Source organism: Pseudomonas sp. B12(2026) (assembly GCF_057767015.1).
In genome coordinates, this window is the sequence record NZ_CM173430.1 from 4,734,675 (window position 1) to 4,754,831 (window position 20,157).

Annotated in this window: 16 protein-coding genes; 12 read left to right on the forward strand and 4 right to left on the reverse strand. The window is 67.3% G+C overall.

All coding sequences use genetic code 11. The features are described 5' to 3' along the window. Positions 1 to 104 precede the first annotated feature (104 nt). The 12 genes from algG to AC3B6A_RS22095 all read left to right on the forward strand — a co-directional run bounded on the left by algG (position 105) and on the right by AC3B6A_RS22095 (position 15,057). Positions 105 to 1,784, forward strand: coding sequence for a mannuronan 5-epimerase AlgG (gene algG / locus AC3B6A_RS22040; RefSeq protein WP_488399233.1), 1,680 nt, complete (start codon positions 105 to 107; stop codon positions 1,782 to 1,784). 9 nt (positions 1,785 to 1,793) lie between these two features. Next, entirely contained in the window at positions 1,794 to 3,212 is a 1,419-nt protein-coding gene (locus tag AC3B6A_RS22045) for an alginate O-acetyltransferase (protein WP_488399235.1), read from the forward strand. A 36-nt stretch (positions 3,213 to 3,248) separates the two neighbouring features. Further along, complete coding sequence (locus tag AC3B6A_RS22050; RefSeq protein WP_488403670.1) at positions 3,249 to 4,361, forward strand: mannuronate-specific alginate lyase; 1,113 nt, start codon at positions 3,249 to 3,251, stop codon at positions 4,359 to 4,361. 271 nt (positions 4,362 to 4,632) lie between these two features. Further along, positions 4,633 to 6,153 carry an MBOAT family O-acyltransferase gene (locus AC3B6A_RS22055; RefSeq protein ID WP_488399236.1) on the forward strand — a complete coding sequence of 507 codons (1,521 nt, stop codon included), beginning with the start codon at positions 4,633 to 4,635 and terminating at the stop codon, positions 6,151 to 6,153. A 13-nt stretch (positions 6,154 to 6,166) separates the two neighbouring features. Then, positions 6,167 to 7,372, forward strand: coding sequence for an alginate O-acetyltransferase (locus AC3B6A_RS22060; RefSeq protein WP_488399237.1), 1,206 nt, complete (start codon positions 6,167 to 6,169; stop codon positions 7,370 to 7,372). Positions 7,373 to 7,430: 58 nt separating this feature from the next. After that, positions 7,431 to 8,081, forward strand: coding sequence for an alginate O-acetyltransferase AlgF (locus tag AC3B6A_RS22065; protein ID WP_488399238.1), 651 nt, complete (start codon positions 7,431 to 7,433; stop codon positions 8,079 to 8,081). Positions 8,082 to 8,367: 286 nt separating this feature from the next. Beyond that, entirely contained in the window at positions 8,368 to 9,810 is a 1,443-nt protein-coding gene (locus AC3B6A_RS22070) for a mannose-1-phosphate guanylyltransferase/mannose-6-phosphate isomerase (RefSeq protein WP_488399239.1), read from the forward strand. Between the two features lie 894 nt (positions 9,811 to 10,704). Next, positions 10,705 to 11,634 (forward strand): IS110 family RNA-guided transposase, encoded by a 930-nt coding sequence (locus AC3B6A_RS22075; protein ID WP_488398192.1) that lies wholly within the window; start codon positions 10,705 to 10,707, stop codon positions 11,632 to 11,634. A 493-nt stretch (positions 11,635 to 12,127) separates the two neighbouring features. Next, on the forward strand, positions 12,128 to 12,958 hold the full coding sequence (locus AC3B6A_RS22080; RefSeq protein WP_488399240.1) for an SDR family oxidoreductase: 831 nt from the start codon (positions 12,128 to 12,130) through the stop codon (positions 12,956 to 12,958). Further along, a complete protein-coding gene (locus AC3B6A_RS22085; RefSeq protein WP_488399241.1) occupies positions 12,958 to 13,344 on the forward strand; it encodes a hypothetical protein in 387 nt (128 codons plus the stop codon). The genes AC3B6A_RS22080 and AC3B6A_RS22085 overlap by 1 nt, the downstream gene beginning before the upstream one ends. 85 nt (positions 13,345 to 13,429) lie before the next feature. Further along, on the forward strand, positions 13,430 to 14,095 hold the full coding sequence (locus AC3B6A_RS22090; protein WP_488399242.1) for a tyrosine-protein phosphatase: 666 nt from the start codon (positions 13,430 to 13,432) through the stop codon (positions 14,093 to 14,095). 74 nt (positions 14,096 to 14,169) lie between these two features. Further along, positions 14,170 to 15,057, forward strand: coding sequence for a TIGR01459 family HAD-type hydrolase (locus tag AC3B6A_RS22095; protein WP_488399243.1), 888 nt, complete (start codon positions 14,170 to 14,172; stop codon positions 15,055 to 15,057). Between the two features lie 237 nt (positions 15,058 to 15,294). Here AC3B6A_RS22095 and AC3B6A_RS22100 read toward each other — a convergent pair whose 3' ends face one another. The 4 genes from AC3B6A_RS22100 to AC3B6A_RS22115 are packed head-to-tail and all read right to left on the reverse strand — an operon-like array spanning position 15,295 to position 20,133. Further along, entirely contained in the window at positions 15,295 to 16,200 is a 906-nt protein-coding gene (locus tag AC3B6A_RS22100) for an efflux RND transporter periplasmic adaptor subunit (protein WP_488399244.1), read from the reverse strand. Positions 16,201 to 16,213: 13 nt separating this feature from the next. Beyond that, positions 16,214 to 16,414: a DUF1656 domain-containing protein gene (locus tag AC3B6A_RS22105; protein ID WP_488403671.1), complete on the reverse strand. Its 201-nt coding sequence runs from the start codon at positions 16,412 to 16,414 to the stop codon at positions 16,214 to 16,216. A 1-nt stretch (position 16,415) separates the two neighbouring features. Continuing rightward, entirely contained in the window at positions 16,416 to 18,623 is a 2,208-nt protein-coding gene (locus AC3B6A_RS22110; protein ID WP_488399245.1) for an FUSC family protein, read from the reverse strand. A 1-nt stretch (position 18,624) separates the two neighbouring features. Further along, positions 18,625 to 20,133 (reverse strand): efflux transporter outer membrane subunit, encoded by a 1,509-nt coding sequence (locus tag AC3B6A_RS22115; protein WP_488399246.1) that lies wholly within the window; start codon positions 20,131 to 20,133, stop codon positions 18,625 to 18,627. Positions 20,134 to 20,157 lie beyond the last annotated feature (24 nt).

The following is a 20,157-nucleotide window of genomic DNA, read 5'->3' on the forward strand; positions in this document are numbered from 1 at the left end:
GGACTGTAGCGATGAACATCCACCAGATACCCCGCCTCGCACTCCGCCGCACCCGGCGCGTGGCCGGGTGCCTGGTGGATGGCCACGCCCAAGGAGACACGGCCATGAACCGCCACCCGTTACACGCCCTGCCGCTGACCGCACTGCTGCTCGGCGGCCTGCTCAGCGCCGGCGCGCCGGCCTGGGCGGCACAACCCGCGGCCAAGGCCGAGGCCGGCAGCAAGGCGGCCGCCGCCGGCCATGCCAGGAATGACAGCGCGAAAGCCGGCGGCGCCGACCAGGCGCCGCAGGAGAACCCCGGCCAGGAACCGGGCCACACCCAGACGCTGAAGGAATCCGGCAACTACACCGTGACCGCCGCGCCCAGCGAACCGCTGCACCTGGACCCGCCCAAGCTGCCCGACCTCTCCGGCTACACCGCCGAGGCGGTGCAGAAGAAGATCGACCGCAGCAGGCACGGCAAGGCCCTGGTGCAGCGCATGGTCCAGCAGCAGCCGCTGAAGGAATTCACCGGCGGCCAGAACCGCCTCGCCGAGTGGGTCAAGCGCCAGCGCCAGATGCCCCAGGCGATCTTCATCGAAGGCGGCTACGTCAGCCTCGCCGAACTCGCCGGCAAGCTGCCGAAGAATGCGCTGGAACAGGTCGAGCCCGGCGTCTTCGTCGCCCGCCTGCCCATCGTGGTGAGCCAGGGCGCGACCCTGGAGATCGACGGCAAGGTCAAGGAACTGCGCCTGTCCCAGGACCGCGGCGCGTTCCTGGTCAACGACGGCAAGCTGTTCGTGCGTGACACCAAGGTCACCGCCTGGAACGAGGCCCGCAAGGAGCCGGCCTGGTTCAAGAGCCCGAAGGAATTCCGCCCGTTCCTGGTTTCCTGGGGCGGCGCCGAGGCCTACCTGGTGAACAGCACCTTCGTAAGCTTCGGCTACAACTCGTCCAAGGCCTACGGCATCTCCATCTCGCAGTACAGCCCGGGCATGGACAAGACCATGAAGCGCCCGCGCCCGAAGGGCTGGGTGATCGGCTCGACCTTCGTCGACGCCTGGTACGGTTTCTACTGCTACGAGGCCGACGACCTCGTGGTGCGCGGCAACACCTACAAGGACAACATCATCTACGGCATCGACCCGCACGACCGCTCGCGCCGCCTGGTCATCGCCGAGAACACCGTCCACGGCACGAAGAAGAAGCACGGCATCATCGTTTCCCGCGAGGTGAACGACAGCTGGATCTTCAAGAACAAGACCTACGACAACCACCTCTCCGGGATCGTCCTCGACCGTAATTCCGAGGGCAACCTGGTGGCCTACAACGAGGTGTACCGCAACCACTCCGACGGCATCACCCTCTACGAGTCGGGCGACAACCTCCTCTACGCCAACCAGGTGCTGGCCAACCAGCGCCACGGCATCCGCATCCGCAACAGCGTGAACATCCGCCTGTACGAGAACCTCGCCGCCGGCAACCAGCTGATGGGCGTGTACGGCCACATCAAGGACCTGACCGACACCGACCGCAACATCGACCTCGACCCCTTCGACACCAAGGTCTCGCTGATCGTGGTCGGCGGCAAGCTGGCCGGCAACGGCTCAGGCCCGCTGTCGGTGGACTCGCCGCTGTCGCTGGAGCTCTACAAGGTGGACATGCTTGGCCCGACCAAATCTTCCGGCATCTCCTTCAGTGGCGTGCTGGGCGAGAAACAGGACCAGATCTTCGACCTGCTGGTGCGCCAGAAACGCGCCGTGCTGCTCGACCCCGTGGAAAGCCAGGCCGAATTGCAGAACTGAGGACCGACCATGAAACCGATGACTTCCAACCTGCTGCGCCTGTCGGGCCTCGCCGCCGGCCTGCTGCTCGCCCACCAGGCCCTGGCCGCCGACGCCCCGGCGCCGACCTACACCGCCCAGCCGACCGCGGCCCTGTGCCCGAACGCGGCCAACGACGCGGCCTACAACACCAAGTACCTGGGCTTCTTCACCCATCTGGTGCCGGCCCAGGAAGACTGGCTGTTCCGCACCACCTACGACCTGCGCACCGACTTCGGCACCACCCCCGAAGGCTGGCGCGAGCTCAAGCAACTGCGCGACGAGCTCAAGCGCAAGGGCATCGACCTGGTGGTGGTCTACCAGCCCACCCGTGGCCTGGTGAACCGCGAGAAGCTCAACCCGCAGGAGAAGGCCAGCTTCAACTTCGACCTGGCCAAGCAGAACTACCTGGCGACCATCGCCCAGTTCCGCAAGGCCGGCATCTATACCCCGGACTTCTCCCCGCTGTTCGACGAGAAGCAGGAGCACGCCTTCTACTTCAAGGGCGACCACCACTGGACCCCCTACGGCGCCATGCGCAGCGCGAAGATCGTGGCCGAGACGCTGAAGGAGATCCCGGCCTACAACGACGTGCCGAAGAAGGACTTCGAGAGCAAGCGCGTGGGCCTGCTGTCCAAGCTCGGCACCTTCCACAAGGCCGCCGCGCAGCTGTGCGGCAGCGGCTACGCGCCGCAGTACGTCGACCGCTTCGAGACCGAGCCGGTGGGCGACTCCGGCGGCGGCGACCTGTTCGGCGACGGCGGTGACGCCCAGGTCGCCCTGGTCGGCACCTCCAACAGCGGCCCGGCGTACAACTTCGCCGGCTTCCTGGAGGAGTACGCCAAGGTCGACGTGCTCAACAACGCGGTCTCCGGCGGCGGCTTCGACAGCTCGCTGCTGGCCTACATGACCAGCAAGGAATTCCACGACAAGCCGCCGAAGATCCTCATCTGGGAATTCGCCACCCACTACGACATGGCGCAGAAGAGCTTCTACCGCCAGGCCATGCCGCTGGTGGACAACGGCTGCGCCGACGGCAAGCCGGTGATGACCCGCAAGATCAAGCTGCACGCGGGCAGCAACGAGGTGCTGGTGAACAGCGGCGCGCTGCCGATCCGCTCGGGCAGCTACACCGCCGACGTCACCTACAGCGACCCCGGCGTGCACGAACTGAAGAACACCATCTGGTACATGAACGGTCGTCGCGAGCAGCTGAAGATCGAGCAGTCCAAGGCCGTGGACACCGGCGGACGCTACGTCTTCGAGCTGCGCAACGACGAGGACTGGTCGGACCAGCAGTTCCTCTCCCTGGAAATCGAGGCGCCGGAAGACATGCCGGCGGGCCTGGAAGTCGAGGCCAAGCTCTGCCAGACGCCCAAAGCCAGCACGGCCGACGTGGCCGCCAACTGAAAGCGCGGGAGGATTACCATGCCCAGCTTACGCAAGATCAAGACCCCCATCGTTGCCCGAATCGGCCTGACCGTCGCCGTGGTCGGCGCGTTGTTCGGCGGCCAGGCCAGTCACGCCGCCGACCTGGTGCCGCCGCCGGGCTACTTCTCCGCCGTCGGCGAGAAGGGCAGCAAGAAGGATTCCGACAACTGCCCGGCCATCCCCACGCCGTACACCGGCAGCCTGCAGTTCACCAGCAAGTACAAGGGCTCGGACTCCTCGCGTTCGACGCTCAATGCCGACGCGGAAAAACAGTTCCGCAACCAGATCAAGGACATCACCGAGATGGAGCGCGGCACCGCCAAGCTCATCACCCAGTACATGCGCAGCGGCAACAAGGGCGACCTGGACTGCGCGATGAGCTGGCTGGAGGCCTGGGCCCAGGCCGGCGCGCTGGAAAGCACCGACTTCAACCACACCGGCAAGTCCATGCGCAAATGGGCGCTGGGCAGCCTGTCGTCGTCCTACATGCGCCTGAAGTTCTCCAGCAGCCGCCCGCTGGCCGCCTACCCGGAACAGTCGAGGACCATCGAGAACTGGTTCAGCACCTTGGGCAGCCAGGTGGTGCGCGACTGGAGCGACCTGCCGCTCAAGCAGATCAACAACCACTCCTACTGGGCCGCCTGGTCGGTGATGTCCACCGCCGTGGTGACCAACCGCCGCGACCTGTTCGACTGGTCGGTGCGCGAGTTCAAGGTCGCCGCCAACCAGGTCGACCCGGACGGCTACCTGCCCAACGAACTCAAGCGCCGCCAGCGCGCCCTGTCCTACCACAACTATTCGCTGCCGCCGCTGACCATGATCGCCGCCTTCGCCCAGGTCAACGGCGTCGACCTGCGCCAGGAAAACAACGGCGCCCTGCAGCGCCTGGCCAACCGCGTGATGCAGGGCGTGGACGACCAGGAAGCCTTCGACGAGAAGGCCGGCGACGACCAGGACATGGGCGACCTGAAGGAAAACAGCAAGTTCGCCTGGCTGGAGCCCTACTGCGCGCTCTACAGCTGCGCGCCGAAGACCCAGGACTGGAAGAAGAAGATGGAACCCTTCAACAGCTTCCGCCTGGGCGGCGAGGTGACCAAGGTTTTCAACCGACAGGGGACGGGGAGCTGAAGCCGCGACCTGCCCCGGCCTCTCCCTGACGAGGAGAGGTTCGACCTGAAAGACCCCTCTCCCGCCGGGACGGGGGCGGAGCGGGGGCAAGGCCCCGCTCCGGAGCGACACCACCCGACCCGCGCGGCAAAGACGCGGGCGGGCGCAACAGATTAAGCGACACCAGGGGAGGAAATGGCGGGTTTATCCGGCCTTTCCTTGGGCGCCCAGCGAGGCGCCGGAAGAAGGGCTGGAGCGACTCAAGTGTTGAAGCTCCAGAGAGAGACGCGGAATGGTCTTTTCTTCCAACGTGTTCCTGTTCCTGTTCCTGCCGATATTCCTCGGCCTGTACTACCTGAGCGGGAACCGCTACCGGAACCTCCTGCTGCTGGTCGCCAGCTACGTCTTCTACGCCTGGTGGCGCGTGGACTTCCTGCTCCTGTTCGCCGGCGTGACGCTGTTCAACTACTGGATCGGCCTGCGCATCGGCGCGGCCGGCGTGCGCACCAAGCCCGCGCAGCGCTGGCTGCTCCTCGGCGTGGCGGTCGACCTCTGCGTGCTCGGCTACTTCAAGTACGCCAACTTCGGCGTCGACAGCCTCAACGAGATCATCACCTCGCTGGGCATGCAGCCCTTCGTGCTCACCCACATCCTGCTGCCCATCGGCATCAGCTTCTACACCTTCGAATCGATCAGCTACATCATCGACGTGTACCGCGGCGACACCCCGGCCACGCACAACCTGATCGACTTCTCGGCCTTCGTGGCGATCTTCCCGCACCTGATCGCCGGCCCCGTGCTGCGCTTCCGCGACCTGGTGGACCAGTTCAACCACCGCACCCACACCGTGGACAAGTTCGCCGAAGGCTGCACCCGCTTCATGCAGGGCTTCGTCAAGAAGGTGTTCATCGCCGACACCCTGGCGGCGGTGGCCGACCACTGCTTCGCCCTGCAGGCCCCGACCACCGGCGACGCCTGGCTCGGCGCGCTGGCCTACACCGCGCAGCTGTACTTCGACTTCTCCGGCTACAGCGACATGGCCATCGGCTTAGGGCTAATGATGGGCTTCCGCTTCATGGAGAACTTCAACCAGCCCTACGTCAGCCAGTCCATCACCGAATTCTGGCGGCGCTGGCACATCAGCCTGTCCACCTGGCTGCGCGACTACCTGTACATCAGCCTGGGCGGCAACCGCGGCACCACCTTCCAGACCTACCGCAACCTGATCCTGACCATGCTGCTGGGCGGCCTGTGGCACGGCGCCAACGTCACCTACATCATCTGGGGCGCCTGGCACGGCGCCTGGCTGGCCATCGAGCGCGCCCTGGGGGTGAACGCCGCGCCCCACGTGCTCAATCCGCTGAAGTGGGTCTTCACCTTCCTCCTGGTGATCGTCGGCTGGGTGATCTTCCGCGCCGAGAACCTGCACGTGGCCTGGCGCATGTACGAAGCCATGTTCGGCTTCGGCGACTGGAAGCTCTCCGAACTCAACCGCGCCAGCCTCACCGGCCTGCAGGTCGGCACCCTGGTGATCGCCTACATCGTCCTGGCCTTCTTCGGCCTCCGCCAGTTCTACAACCAGCCGCTGCAGAGCAAGGCGCCCAAGGCCGCGGCGAAGGCCGAGCAGGCCGAATCCGCCGGCCCGGCCAGCGTTCGCCCGGGCCCGGCGGCCGTCGCCTATGCGTCCGGCGGCGCCGTTTCCCAGCAGCTGCCGGTGCTGGCGTTCCGCGTCGCCCTGCTCCTGCTGTTCGCCGCCTCGGTGCTCAAGCTCTCGGCGCAGAGCTACTCGCCGTTCCTCTACTTCCAGTTCTGAGCGAGGCCGGATCATGCAACCGACTCCATCCCCCACCAAGATCAGCAAACCCCTGCAGTACACCTACATCGCCGTGTGCGGCGGGATGCTGCTGGGCCTGGCCGGCCTGTCGCTGAAGGCCTTCCCGAGCTTCTCCGCCGCCGAGGGCACCACCGTGCTCAACGGCAAGCTGTCCCACGCCTTCGAAGGCCACTACGACGACGAATTCCCGCTCAAGCGCCTGGGCACCAACCTCTGGGCCGCGCTGGACTACACCGTCTTCGACGAAGGCCGCCCGGGCGTGGTGATCGGCAAGGACGGCTGGCTGTTCACCGATGAAGAGTTCAATCCCGCCCCCACCCGGCAGCAGCTGGACGACAACTGGGCGCTGATCCGTGGCGTGCAGCAGGAGCTCGAACGCCGCGGCGTGAAGCTGGTGCTGGCGATCATCCCGGCCAAGACCCGCCTCTACCCCGAGTACCTGGGCAAGGAACAGCCGGCGGCGCTGCACGCCTCGCTCTACGGAGACTTCCTGCAGCGCGCCCGCCAGGCCGGCATGGCCGCGCCGGAGCTGCTGGAAACCCTGGAGCGCGCCAAGGACAACGGCCAGGTCTTCCTGCGCACCGACACCCACTGGACACCGCTGGGCGCCGAGGCCGTGGCCCAGCGCCTGGGCGAGAGCATCCGCGAAGGCCAGGGCGCCGACCTGCCGACCCAGACCTTCGTCACCGAAGCCGGCAAGAGTGGCCCGCACAAGGGCGACCTGCTCACCTTCCTGCCGCTGGACCCGCTGTTCAGCAACCTGCTGCCACCCGAGGACCAGCTCGAACAGCGCCAGACCCACCCGGCCGAGGAGGCCGCGTCCGGCGCTGATAACAGCAGCGGCGGCGACCTGTTCGGCGACAGCGCCCAGCCGCGGGTCGCCCTGGTCGGCACCAGCTACAGCGCCAACGCGCGCTGGAACTTCGCCGGCGCGCTGAAGCAGGCGCTCTCGGCGGACGTCATCAACTACGCCAAGGAGGGCAAGGGCCCCCTGGAACCGATGCTCGAACTCCTGCAGGACGAAGGCTTCAAGCAGAAGCCTGCGCAACTGCTGGTCTGGGAATTCCCCGAGCGCTACCTGCCGATGCACAGCGACCTCAGCCAGTTCAACCCGGACTGGGTGGCGCAATTGCGTGCGGCAGGTAACCGCGACGAACGCCTGGCGGCCAACCAGGCAGCAAACCCCACGGCGCGATAAGCGCCTATGCAGGGCACCTCCCGTGCCCACAAGAGAGAGAAGACGGAGGTACAACCCCATGAACCGACTGACCATTCGCACCCTGAAGTCGTCCGCGCTGGCCCTCTGCCTGGGCGCCGCGTCCTTTGGCGCCTTCGCCGGTGGAGAAGGCGCGCTTTACGGCCCACAGGCGCCCAAGGGTTCGGCCTTCGTACGGGCCTACAACGCCGGCAGCGCCGAACTGAACGTCGCGGTCGGCAACGCCACCCTGAACGACGTCTCGCCGCTGGGCTCCAGCGACTTCAAGTTCCTCCCGGCGGGCAGCTACACCGCCAAGGTCGGCAGCCAGAGCCTGCCGGTGAAGCTCGATCCGGACGCCTACTACACCCTCGTCAGCCAGCCCGGCGGCCAGCCGCGCCTGGTGTCCGAGCCGCCGTTCAGGAACAAGCAGAAAGCCCTGGTCCGCGTGCAGAACCTCAGCGGCAAGGCCCTGACCCTGAAAACCGCCGATGGCAAGACCGACGTGGTCAGCAACGTCGCCCCGCAAAGCCACGGCGACCGTGAGATCAACCCGGTGCGGGTGAACCTGGCGCTGTTCGATGGCGCGACCAAGGTCAGCGACCTCAAGCCGGTCACCCTCGAACGCGGCGAAGTGGTCTGCCTCTACGTCACCGGCGAGGGCGGCAAGCTCAACCCGGTGTGGGTCAAGCGCCCGGTGAAGGTGGATTGAGCCATGCGCCGGCGGCCGTTCCCCAGCCACTCCCACCCGGAGTGCGGGCGAGACCGCGCGTCTGCCGCCGGCATGAACTGCCTGCCCGCCCTCCGGGGCGGGCGTCGGGGTGAGGGCGCTCCCGCAGCGCCCCTTCCCTTCCAGAACAACAAGACCGGCATCGCACCGGCAGAAGAAACAGTGCGCCGCAACGACGGCACGCACAGGAGAGGTCACCCACAAGGCACGCCCTGCCACCAGACATGGCACGGCAGACAGAACTCATGAACGCTTTAGGAGAATCCACATGATCCCAGTAATCCTTTCCGGTGGCAGCGGCTCGCGACTCTGGCCTCTTTCCCGCAAGCAGTATCCCAAACAGTTCCTCGCCCTCACCGGGGACCACACCCTGTTCCAGCAGACCCTGGAGCGCCTGGCCTTCGAAGGCATGGAACCGCCGCTGGTGGTCAGCAACCAGGAGCACCGCTTCATCGTCCAGGAGCAGCTCGACGCGCTGCACCTGAGCACCCAGGCGATCCTGCTCGAACCCTTCGGCCGCAACACCGCGCCGGCGGTGGCGATCGCCGCCATGAAGCTGCTCGCCGAAGGCCGTGACGAGCTGCTGCTGGTGCTCCCCGCCGACCACGTGATCGAGGACCAGCGCGCCTTCCAGCGCGCGCTCGCGCTGGCCACCAACGCCGCCGAAAAGGGCGAGATGGTGCTCTTCGGCGTACCCGCCAACCGCCCGGAAACCGGCTACGGCTACATCAAGTCCGGCGACGAGCGCGGCCTGCCGGAAGGCGTGATCCGCGTCGAGCGCTTCATCGAGAAACCCGACGAAGCCCGTGCCAGGCAGTTCGTCGAGGAAGGCGGCTACTACTGGAACAGCGGCATGTTCCTGTTCCGCGCCAGCCGCTTCCTGGAAGAGCTGAAGAAGCACGACACCGACATCTACGACACCTGCCTGCTGGCCCTGGAGCGCAGCCAGCACGACGGCGACGTGGTGAGCATCGACGCCGCCACCTTCGAGTGCTGCCCGGACAACTCCATCGACTACGCCGTGATGGAAAAGACCCGCCGCGCCTGCGTGGTCCCGCTGGCCGCCGGCTGGAACGACGTCGGCAGCTGGTCGTCGATCTGGGAAGTCCACGACAAGGACGCCGACGGCAACGTCACCGTGGGCGACGTGGTGGTCCACGACAGCCACAACTGCCTGGTGCACGGCAACGGCAAGCTGGTGTCGGTGGTCGGCCTGGAAGACATCGTGGTGGTCGAGACCAAGGACGCCATGATGATCGCCCACAAGGACCACGTGCAGGACGTCAAGAAGGTGGTCAACCAGCTCGACGCCGCCGGCCGCAGCGAGACCCGGAACCATTGCCAGGTCTACCGTCCGTGGGGTTCCTACGACTCGGTGGACATGGGCGGCCGCTTCCAGGTCAAGCACATCAGCGTCAAACCGGGGGCGCGCCTGTCGCTGCAGATGCACCACCACCGCGCCGAGCACTGGATCGTGGTCTCCGGCACGGCCGAGGTGACCTGTGACGAGAAGGTCTTCCTGCTCACCGAGAACCAGTCCACCTACATCCCGATCGCCTCGGTCCACCGCCTGGCCAACCCGGGCAAGATCCCGCTGGAGATCATCGAGGTGCAATCGGGCAGCTACCTGGGAGAAGACGATATCGAGCGTCTGGAAGACGTCTATGGCCGCACCACGGAACACGTGGAAGTGCAGGCAGTGGTTCGCTGAACCGGGCGCTTCCCTCATCGGCGCCGAAGCCCCCGCACCGGTTGGTGCGGGGGCTTTTTCATGTGCGCTCGGCGTCGGGGCGGGCTTGCTCGCGAAGCCGCATGGCGCCGGCCCTGCCGGCGGATCGCGGACAAGGTCCGCTCCTACGGTTTCCGGGGTTACCGCTCTCGTAGGAGCGGAGCTTCTCCGTGATGCTTTTGGTTGGGTGTTTCTGCGCCGCTTCGGCGTGTGCTGAGAGATTTGGTTTCGCCCTCCCGGGCGAGTCCCTTTTGGAGCCCCAAAAGGAACCAAAAGGGCCCGTCCCGACATCCGGGTCTTCGCTGCGCGAAGACTTCCCTCCTTCCGGCATTGCTCCGAGGGTCGGCTTGCAAGGGCCATCCATGGCCCTTCAAGCCTCTCGCGGCATCCATGCCGCTCGCCCCTCTGCGCAATACCTCCACTCGGCCTCCTGACGGGACTCTGCGCGCGCCTGCGATTTCGGCGTGACAGGCAGCGCAGCGGCTGAAGGATTTGCGCGTCGTAGGATGGCGTGGAGCGAAGCGATACCCATCAGGTGGATAACGCTGCGCGTTATCCACGAAAGGCAGGAGCATCGCGGACGGAGTCCGCTCCTGCGGGGTGCAGCGCTTTCGTAGGAGCGGACCTTGTCCGCGAAGCTCTTGAGCGGGGCTGATCGCGGACAAGGTCCGCTTGTGTCTGCTGACTTCGATAGGATCGAAGGTGAGAGCGGCGGGAAGCAAGCTGCAGGTCCGCAGTGTTAGTAGCACGAGTAGGAGCCCAAGCTGCCTCCCGCCGTCCTCTGACCAAAGCCCGAACAGTTGAACGAGCACAACCTCGAACCACAAGCGTGGGCAGTCAGAGCGCTCTCGCCATGCAGTTTACGAGGGTTGAAGCATGACGTGTTGGATCGGTATCGATGTTGCCAAGGACTCACTGGCCGTATGGTTCCGCCCACAGGGCAGGAGCTTGAGCGTTTCCAATGACGAAGCGGGACATCAGCAGTTAGTGACGCTCTTCGCCGAGGAGAAGCCCGGCCGCATTGTGCTGGAGGCTACCGGTGGATATGAGCGAGGCGTCCTGCATGCCTTGTCCCGAGCCGGCCACGCAGTCTCTCGCTTGAATCCCACACGGGTTCGGGCGTTTGCTACCGCCATGGGCAAGTTGGCCAAGACCGACCCCATCGATGCGGCCGTCCTGGCGCATCTGGCCCAAACGCTGGAGGAAGCCCCCAGTACGGTTCTTTCGCCGGAGCGCCAGCGGCTGCGAGAGCTGGTGCAACGTCGCGAGCAACTGGTTGGGCAGCGCGATGATGAGCGCCGGCGCCTGCAACAGGCCAACGACCCCTTTGTCCGCCAATGCCTGGAGGACGCCATCAAGGCCTTGAAGGCCAGAATTTGCAGCTATGACGAGCAAATCGCCGAGGCCATGGCTGCGGTGGACTCCGAGCAGGTCCAGCAACTCAGTCAGGTCAAGGGTGTAGGCCCGGTAACCGTCGCAGGATTACTGGCTTACCTGCCAGAACTGGGACAACTCAACCGTCGCCAGATCGCCGCCCTGGTCGGCTTGGCCCCTTACAACAGCGACAGCGGCCAGAAGTCGGGGCAACGCCGTATCCGCGGAGGGCGCGGCATGATTCGACGCATCCTCTACATGGCAACCTGGTCGGTCATTCGTTACCAGAAGAGCTTCGCTCTTCGTTATCACGGCCTACGCGAAAACGGCCGATGCGCCAAAGTCGCGTTGGTGGCCTGCATGCGAGTTCTGATCGTACGGCTCAATGCGATGGTCCGGGACGGCACTTGCTGGAGAACTGACTTCGAGTAAAAGACAGTTGCTCCTACACAAGCAAATCCCGGGCGCGCTGTGCTTTGGGCTTTGGCTTTTGAAGGCTTCCAGAGAAATCTCCGCGTGCACCGGAGCGCCCCTTCAGGAGGCCGAGCGGAATCGGAGTTTCAGGGGTCGAGCGGCATGGATGCCGCGAGAGCGTTGTCGGGCCAGGGATGGCCCGTCAACGCGGGCCCCTGAAACTTCGATGGAGCGAGGGAATTTTTCGCCTAGGCGAAAAACCGGATGCAGGGGCACAGACCTTTGCCTACTTTGCGTCGTTTGGCAAAGTAGGTCGCCCGAGGGGGCGAAACAAAATCTTCCAACACACACCGAAGCGGCGCATACACACCGAACAAGACGTCGGATAACACCATTTCCCAGCACCCACCAAAGCCGCGCAAAAACTTCGCAACATCACCCCACGCAACCGATTCACCTCCACCCCGCAATCCGGTACGTTAGTCCCGCCCCCAGCCAAGGACCGCCCAGCATGCCCCAGCCCGTCGCGCTCATCACCGGTTGCTCCAGCGGCATCGGCCGCGCCCTCGCCGATGCCTTCCACCGCGCCGGCTACCAGGTCTGGGCCACCGCCCGGCGCGACGAAGACGTCGCCGCCCTCGGCCAGGCCGGCTTCCGCAGTGTGCAACTGGACGTCAACGACGAACCCGCCGTCGCCCGGCTGGCCGAGCAGGTGCAGCACGAAGCCGGCGGCCTCGATGTGCTGGTCAACAACGCCGGCTACGGCGCCATGGGCCCGCTGCTGGACGGCGGCAGCCAGGCGCTGCGCCGGCAGTTCGAGACCAACGTGTTCGCCGTGGTCGGCCTGACCCGCGCGCTGTTCCCGGCGCTGCGTGCCCGGCGCGGGCTGGTGGTGAACATCGGCAGCGTGTCCGGCGTGCTGGTCACCCCCTTCGCCGGCGCCTATTGCGCATCGAAGGCCGCAGTGCACGCGCTGAACGAGGCGCTGCGCCTGGAACTCGCCCCCTTCGGCATCGAGGTGCTGGAAGTGCAGCCCGGCGCCATCGCCTCCAACTTCGGCGCCAACGCCAGCCGCGAGATGGCCGCGGTGGTCAGCGAGGATTCCGCCTGGTGGCCGCTGCGCAGCTTCATCCAGGCGCGCGCCGCCGCCTCCCAGGACAAACCCACCCCCGCCAGCGACTTCGCCCGCCAGCTGCTCGCCGCCGTGCAGCGCTCGCCGCGCCCGCGCCTGGTGCGCATCGGCCACGGCAGCCGCAGCCTGCCGCTGATCGCCCGCTGGCTGCCCGGCGGGCTGCTGGACAAGGTGCTGAAGAAACGCTTCGGCCTCGACGGACGACTCTGATGAGCTATCAGATCCGCTACCTCGCCCTCACCGGCATCTTCGCCGCCTTCGTCGTCAACGTGGTGGCGCGCGGGCTGCTGCGCATCGGCGGGGTGCCGGCCACCCTGCTGGCGGCGGCGCTGATCGCCGCCGCCATGGCCTTCTGGTTCGCCCGCCGGCACAAACGCCTGGCGGAAACCGCCGAGCGCTGGCGGCTGACCGCGCTCTACGGCGGCGGCCTCGCCCTGCTCTACCTGGTCCTGATCGGGCTGGCGGCCTGGAGGAACACGCCGAGTCCCGCCGCGCTGCTGCTCTACGCCCTCAACTACCTGTGCTACCCGCTGTGCGTCTGGTGGTTCTTCCGCCCCGGCGTGCTGGCGCGATTCCTGCCCAAAGACGCCCGCTGAACCGCTTCACGCTTTTTTCACACTCATTTCATCCGGGCACCACTCGCCGCGCCATAAGGTGGCGCGGACCTTTCGAGGAGTGCCCATGCCCTTCCCCAGCATTCTGCGCGGCGCCGCTGGCGTCGCTGCCCTGATCGCCACCCTGACCACCCTCCCCGCCCTCGCCGCCGGCGAGACGCAGGCCGACTGGGCCAGGCCGGTGGACAAGTCGTTCAACCTCTACCAGATGTCGCCGACCCTCTACCGCAGCGCCCTGCCCGGCAGCCAGAACCTGGCGGAACTGCAGCAGCTCAAGGTGAAGACCGTGGTCAGCTTCATCAAGGACGACGACAAGACCTGGATCGGCGACCAGCCGATCGATGTCGTGAGCTTCCCGACCCACGCAGACCGCGTCGACGACGCCGACGTGCTGAAGGTCCTGCGCATCCTCCAGCAGGCCGAGCAGCAGGGGCCGGTGCTGATGCACTGCAAGCACGGGCGCGACCGCACCGGGCTGTTCGCGGCCATGTACCGCACCGTGGTCGAGGGCTGGAGCAAGGAAGACGCGCTGAAGGAAATGACCGACGGCGGCTTCGGCACCGAGGACGACATGCGCGACGCCATCGCCTACGTGCAGAAGGCCGACGTCGACAAGCTGCGCCAGGCCCTGGCCAGCGGCGACTGCAGCACCACCGCCCTCTCCAGCTGCCACCTCAAGGAGTGGCTGGTGAGCACCTTCAGCGAAACCCGCGCGCCGCACCCCGGCCACTGAGCCGCGACGTTCACGCCAAATGCCTGCGAGTGCGGTAGGTTAGGAGCCTTTCCCACCCGCTCGACAGGCCCGCCATGACCTCCCCCCGCTTCAGCGCCGTCACCCACACCCGCTACATCGACCACGCCGGGCTGGACGCCTTCTGCGCCGGCTACGACGGTTTCCTGCTCGACCTCTGGGGCGTGCTGATCGACGGCTTCGAGGCATTCCCCGGCGCCCTCGCCTGGCTCGGCCGGCGCGCCGCCGAGGGGCGTCCGGTATGGTTCCTCAGCAACGCCTCGCGCAGCGTCGCCGAGATGGCCGACACCCTGGAGCGCCTGGGCGTCACCCGCGACCTCTACAGCGGCATCACCACCTCCGGCCAGCTGGCCATCGACGCCTTCACCCATGAGCACGAGTTCCAGCGCGGCGGCATCTACACCGTCGGCGTGGGCGATGCGCTGACCTCCTGGCCGGTGGAAATCCGCGAGCGCTTCTGCACCGACCTGCAGGCCGCCGCGCTGATCCTCGGCGTCGGCAGCTTCCCCCAGGACGAACTGGAGGAACGCTTCGCCCCGCTGCGCGGCGCCACTGACAAGCCATTCCTGTGCGCCAACCCGGACCGCGTGGTGGTCTCCGGTGGCAAGACGGTGTTCGGCGCCGGCCGCCTGGCCGAAGCCTTCGCCGAGGAAGGCGGCAGCGTGCACTGGTACGGCAAGCCCGATCCGGCGGCCTTCCGCATCGCCCAGCGGCAGCTGGAGGCGCGCGGCGCCGGGCACATCCTGTTCGTCGGCGATTCGCTGGTGACCGACGTGCCCGGGGCGCTGGCCGCGCGCATCGACACGCTGTGGCTGGCCGCCACCGGCATCCACCGCCAGGCGCTGGACCTGCCGTTCAACGGCGCACTGGACCCGCAGAAGACCAACGCGCTGCTCGACGGCTACCCGGTCCGCCCGCACTTCGCCGCGCCGGGGTTGGTCTGAGGGGCATCCCACGAACGCGGGGCCCATGGGAACAGGCGAGCGCGGAGCCCTGCTTTCGTAGGAGCGGATCTTATCCGCGAATCCGGCCGACAGGCCGGTGGCTCGGGATTGCACCGCTATCGCGGTGATCGCGGAGAAGCTCCGCTCCTACACAAAAGCGCATCAGCGCAGGGGCAATGCCTTTCCGATCCACGCCCCAAACGAAAACGGGAGCCGCAGCTCCCGTATCCTGATCCATCACTGCGCCGCGGCGGCCGTTCCGTCGGAGCGCTCCGCATCGCGCGTCTGCGGATTGACGATCACGGTGGCGGTGATGCCCGCCGCCAGCAGCACGCCGTCCGGCACTTCGTCGATGTGGATGCGCACCGGCACGCGCTGGGCCAGGCGCACCCAGTTGAAGGTCGGGTTGACGTCGGCCACCAGCTCGCGGCTTTCCGGGTTGTCGCGGTCGTAGATGGCGCGGGCGATGCTCTCGACATGGCCCTTCAGGCGCTCGCCGCTCATCAGCTGCAGCTGGGCCGGGTCGCCGACGCGGATGTGCGGCAGCTTGGTCTCCTCGAAGTAGCCGTAGATCCAGTAGGAACTCTCGTCGACCACCGCCATCTTCGCCTCGCCGACGCGGGCATAGTCGCCACGGTGCACGTTGAGGTTGGTCACGTAGCCGTCCACCGAGGCGCGTACCTGGGTGCGTTCCAGGTTCAGCTTGGCGGCGTCCAGCGCGGCCAGGGCCTGCTGGTAGTCGGCCTCGGAGGCGGCGGCGGTGTTGCTGGCGTCGTCCAGGCTCTCGCGGGACACCACTTCCTCGTCCATCGCGCGGCGGCGCTTGGCGTTGAGCTGGCGCATCTGCAGGGTGGCCTTGCGCGAGGCGACCGCCGCTTCGGCCTGCTTCACGGCGATGCGGTAGTGGTCGGGGTCGATCTGCATCAGCAGGTCGCCCTTCTTCACCTGCTGGTTGTCGCGCACCGGCACGTCCACCACCACCCCGGAGACGTCGGCGGCGACGTTGATGATGTCGGCGCGCACCCGGCCGTCGCGGGTCCACGGCGTATCCATGTAGTTCACCCAGAGGGCGCGGCCGATCAACGCGGCGACCGCCAGGATGATCAGGGTCGCCAGCAGGCTGATGATGGATTTGAGGCTCATTGATGCACGCTCGTTATGTGTAGATGGTCAGAGACAGGCCGCCGAACAGGCAGGCGAACAGGCACACGCGGAACAGCGCCGGGTGCCAGGTGAAGCGGTACAGGCCGATGGAGGCGAAGATGCGGTCGAGGCCCCAGCAGATCACCGCGGCGACGATGAACATCAGGGTCAGGGTCGGCATATAGACCCCGTGGAACGCGATCTCGCGGGGCAGGTCAGGCAACATGGGCGGTTCTTCCTGAAGAGGTGTCGCCATCGCGCAGCGGCGACTGCGGGTCGAGCAGGCTGCTGCGGATGAAGTGCAGGTAGCTGAGCACGCGGCGCAGCGGCGAGCTTTCGAAGTCCGGCGCGCGCGGCTCGTCGGTGTTCCGCACGCAGTCGATGGCGTGCTGCACGGCGGCCATGGCGCGCTCGCGGTTGGCCGCGCAGGGCTTCACGAACAGGCGGATCAGCGCGCGGCCCATGGCGCGGATGGCCTGGCGCCAGGGCGTCGCTTCGGCGTAGCAGGGCTCGCCGGGCAGGGCTTCCTGCTCGGCGCGCAGTTCGATGACCGCATGGCCGATCTCCAGCACCACGAAGGTCCAGCGCAGCAGGCGGCGCTGCATCTGCGGGCTGCGCGCGGCGACGCCGTAGGCCTGGTTGAGCAGGTCGCGGGTGCCGCTCTCGAAGGACGAGACGAGGCCGTCGAGCTTGCCGCTGATGGCTTCCACCACGCGCAGGCGCAGGTCCGTCTCCAGGCGGCGCCACAGCCAGGCGCTGGTCGGCGGCATGATCACCGCGGCGACCACCGCGGCCATGCTCTGCGACAGCACCAGGGCGATGTATTCGTTGAGCATGCGGCCCGGGTCGTAGACGGTCAGGTTCGCCGGGATCGCGCCGAAGCTGAAGAACACCAGCAGGCCGAGGCCGTAGCCGGCGTACCCGGGCTTGATCGAGAGGAAGGCGCCCGCCGCGAACACCGGCACCAGGGCGCAGGCCAGCAGGACGAAGCCGTCCAGGTGCGGGAACACGAAGAAGGTCTCGGAGAAGCCGAGGATCGCCGCGAAGAAGGTGCCCACGGCCATCTGCATGGCCATCTTCGCCGGGTCGGGCGCAGCCGAGACCAGCGCGGCGACGGCGGCGGCGTTGAGCACGAAGGTGCTGCCGCTGGGCCAGGCGGTCTCGATCCAGAAGATGCCGAACACCAGCACCATCAGCGCGGTGCGCCCGCCGGCCACCAGCGAGGCGACCAGGTTGGCCTTGGGCGAGAAGCCGTGCTTCCAGTTCTCCCGCTCGTGCTTGTGGGCGGCCAGGGAGGCGTGGGTCAGGGCGTAGTTGTAGAGATCGTCGGCGAGTCGGTAGAGCAGCTCGCCGGCGGTGTTGTAGTCCAGCAGCGCGTCGGGGTCGTCCTGCTCGGCGGGCAGTTGCGCGCGGCCGGCGCGGATGCAGCGCATCATCCGCGCGCGGTGGCTTTCCAGCTGCGCGGCGAGGCGCTCGGCGTCGCGCTCGGTCACCGACTGGCCGCGCCACGGGGCGAGCACCTGGGTCAGTTCGTCGAGGCACGGCTGCAGGGCGCGCAGCACCGACGCGGCTTCCTGCGCGCGCAGGCGCGCGAGCAGCTGGTGCAGCGCGTGGTAGCGGGTGTTGAGGACCATGAACTCGTTGTTCAGGCGCGACAGGCGTCCCGAACGCAGGCGCATGTGCGGGTCTTCGAAACGGGTGACGCTGCGCAGCGCCTCCAGGCCCACGGCCTGGGAGGCGAAGGCCACGTTGGCGGCCTCGAACTTCGGCCGCTCGCCGCCGCCGAGGTTGTCCAGGACGAAGCCGGCGAAGGCGCCGAAACGCTGGTACAGCGCATTGCGCATGGCGGTGCTGGAGGTCTGCGGGAACAGCGTGGCGCTGACCAGCATCGAGCAGAGGATGCCGAGGCTGATTTCCAGCACCCGCCAGATCGCCGACATGAACGCCGCTTCCGGGTGCAGGGTGGCGGGCAGGCCGATCAGCGTGGCGGTGTAGCCGGCCAGCACGCAGGCGTAGGAGCGGAAGTCGCGGTAGCGCGCGGCGCCCACGGTGCACAGGCCGATCCACAGCGCCGAGACGAGCAGGAACAGCACCCGCTCCTGGGCGAAGATGGCGATCAGCGCGACCATCACCGAGAGGCCGATCAGGCTGCCGAGAATCCGGTAGAAGCTCTTGGCGAACACCTGGCCGCTCTGCGGCTGCATGACGATGAACACGGTGATGGTCGCCGTGCTCGGCTGCGGCAGCTCCAGGCGCATCGCCAGCCACAGGGTCAGCAGCGCGGCGAGCAGCACCTTGGCGATGTAGAGCCAGGTGACGCCGTCGCTGCGGCCCCAGTCCAGCAGCGCGCGGCGCAGGGCGTCGAGCGGCGCCGCCGGGCCGGCGGCGGTGCTGCCGTTGAGCGGAGAGGAGTCGCCGGCCATCTCAGCGCTCGCTGACCGCGCGGACGTCGACGGTGTCGGGCACCATCTTCTGTTCCTTCGGGCCGTCCCGGACCTCCATCAGGCCGCCGCCGAGGGCGACCACCAGACCGGCATGGGTGGCCAGGCGCGCGGCGCGCACCTGCTGCTCCACCAGTTGCTGCTGGAACAGGCGGCTCTGCGCGTTGAGCACGTTGAGGTAGTCGGTCAGGCCGCCGCGGTAGGCCTTGGTGGCGATGTCGTAGGTGCGCTGGGCGGCGGCCACCGACTTCTCGGCGAAGCCCTGCTGCAGCTCCATGGAGTGCATGCGGATCAGCTGGTCGGAGATGCCCTTGAGGGCGTTGACCAGGGTCTGGTTGTACTGCGCCACGGCGGCGTCGTAGCCGGCCGACTCCTGGCCGAGCTGCGAGCGCCGGCGACCGCCGTCGAAGATCGGCAGGGAGATCGCCGGGCCGACGCCGTAGGTGAATTTCTCGGCGTTGAGGAATTCCAGCACGCCGCCGCCCACCGCGCTGTAGCCGATGCTGGCGACCAGGTCGACGTTGGGATAGAACTCGGCGCGGGCGACGTCCACGCCCTTGGCTTGCGCCGCGACCTTCCAGCGGCTGGCGACCACGTCCGGGCGGTGGCCGAGCAGTTCCATCGGCAGCTTGCTGGGCAGGCCCGGGCCTTCGGCGAGCTTCAGGCTCGGGCGCTTGATGGACGCACCGGCGCCGGGGCCCTTGCCGGCCAGGGCGGCGATCTGGTTGCGGGTGAGCTGGATTTCCTCGTCCACCGCCTCGATCCTGCGCTCGGTTTCCGGCAGCGGGACTTCCGCCTGGCTGACTTCGAAATGGGTGCCGATGCCGCCGGCCAGGCGGCGCTGGGCCAGGGCGAGGATGCCCTGCTGCTGCTTGAGCATGGCCTCGGCGATGTCCAGCTCGGCGTATTGCAGCGACAGCTGGATGTAGGCGCGGACGACGTTGCTCTCCAGCTCCAGCTGGGCCATGCGCGCCTCGGCGGCGGTCATCCTGGCGATGTCCAGGTAACGCTCGGTGTTGCTGCGCTCGCGGCCCCAGAGGTCCAGCGAATAGCTGAAGCCCAGGGCGGCGTTGTTGTTGAAGGTGGTGGTGTCGGCCAGGTCGCCCGGGCCGTAGAAGTAGTCGGTCGGCCAGCGGTGGCGGGTCAGCGAGGCATCGGCGCTGATCTGCGGCGACTCGGCGGATTCGGCGATGCCGGCCATGGACAGCGCCATGCGCACCCGCGCCTCGGCCTGGGCCAGGCTCGGGCTGCCCTCCAGCGCGGTCTTCACCCAGGCATTCAACTGCGGGTCGCCGTAGGCACGCCACCACTGCTCGGCCGGCCAGCCGGCTTCGCGGTTGGCATGGGCGATGGCGGCATCGGTGGACAGCCCGTTGTCGCCCAGGCGCTGTTCCTGCGGGGCGATGCCATTGGTGCTGATACATCCGGCGATTGTTGAAAAAATGACAAAGGAGCAGACGAACGTCAGTCCTTTCACGAGGTGACGCGACACAGTGAGGGTCCTGGAAGGTGGTCT

What these genes read in the sequence shown, in the direction of transcription:
- algG (WP_488399233.1), top strand. Translation starts at nt 105, where the DNA reads ATGAACCGCCACCCGTTACACGCCCTGCCGCTGACCGCACTGCTGCTC.
- AC3B6A_RS22045 (WP_488399235.1), top strand. Translation starts at nt 1,794, where the DNA reads ATGAAACCGATGACTTCCAACCTGCTGCGCCTGTCGGGCCTCGCCGCC.
- AC3B6A_RS22055 (WP_488399236.1), top strand. Translation starts at nt 4,633, where the DNA reads ATGGTCTTTTCTTCCAACGTGTTCCTGTTCCTGTTCCTGCCGATATTC.
- AC3B6A_RS22060 (WP_488399237.1), top strand. Translation starts at nt 6,167, where the DNA reads ATGCAACCGACTCCATCCCCCACCAAGATCAGCAAACCCCTGCAGTAC.
- AC3B6A_RS22065 (WP_488399238.1), top strand. Translation starts at nt 7,431, where the DNA reads ATGAACCGACTGACCATTCGCACCCTGAAGTCGTCCGCGCTGGCCCTC.
- AC3B6A_RS22070 (WP_488399239.1), top strand. Translation starts at nt 8,368, where the DNA reads ATGATCCCAGTAATCCTTTCCGGTGGCAGCGGCTCGCGACTCTGGCCT.
- AC3B6A_RS22075 (WP_488398192.1), top strand. Translation starts at nt 10,705, where the DNA reads ATGACGTGTTGGATCGGTATCGATGTTGCCAAGGACTCACTGGCCGTA.
- AC3B6A_RS22080 (WP_488399240.1), top strand. Translation starts at nt 12,128, where the DNA reads ATGCCCCAGCCCGTCGCGCTCATCACCGGTTGCTCCAGCGGCATCGGC.
- AC3B6A_RS22085 (WP_488399241.1), top strand. Translation starts at nt 12,958, where the DNA reads ATGAGCTATCAGATCCGCTACCTCGCCCTCACCGGCATCTTCGCCGCC.
- AC3B6A_RS22090 (WP_488399242.1), top strand. Translation starts at nt 13,430, where the DNA reads ATGCCCTTCCCCAGCATTCTGCGCGGCGCCGCTGGCGTCGCTGCCCTG.
- AC3B6A_RS22095 (WP_488399243.1), top strand. Translation starts at nt 14,170, where the DNA reads ATGACCTCCCCCCGCTTCAGCGCCGTCACCCACACCCGCTACATCGAC.
- AC3B6A_RS22100 (WP_488399244.1), bottom strand. Translation starts at nt 16,200, where the DNA reads ATGAGCCTCAAATCCATCATCAGCCTGCTGGCGACCCTGATCATCCTG.
- AC3B6A_RS22110 (WP_488399245.1), bottom strand. Translation starts at nt 18,623, where the DNA reads ATGGCCGGCGACTCCTCTCCGCTCAACGGCAGCACCGCCGCCGGCCCG.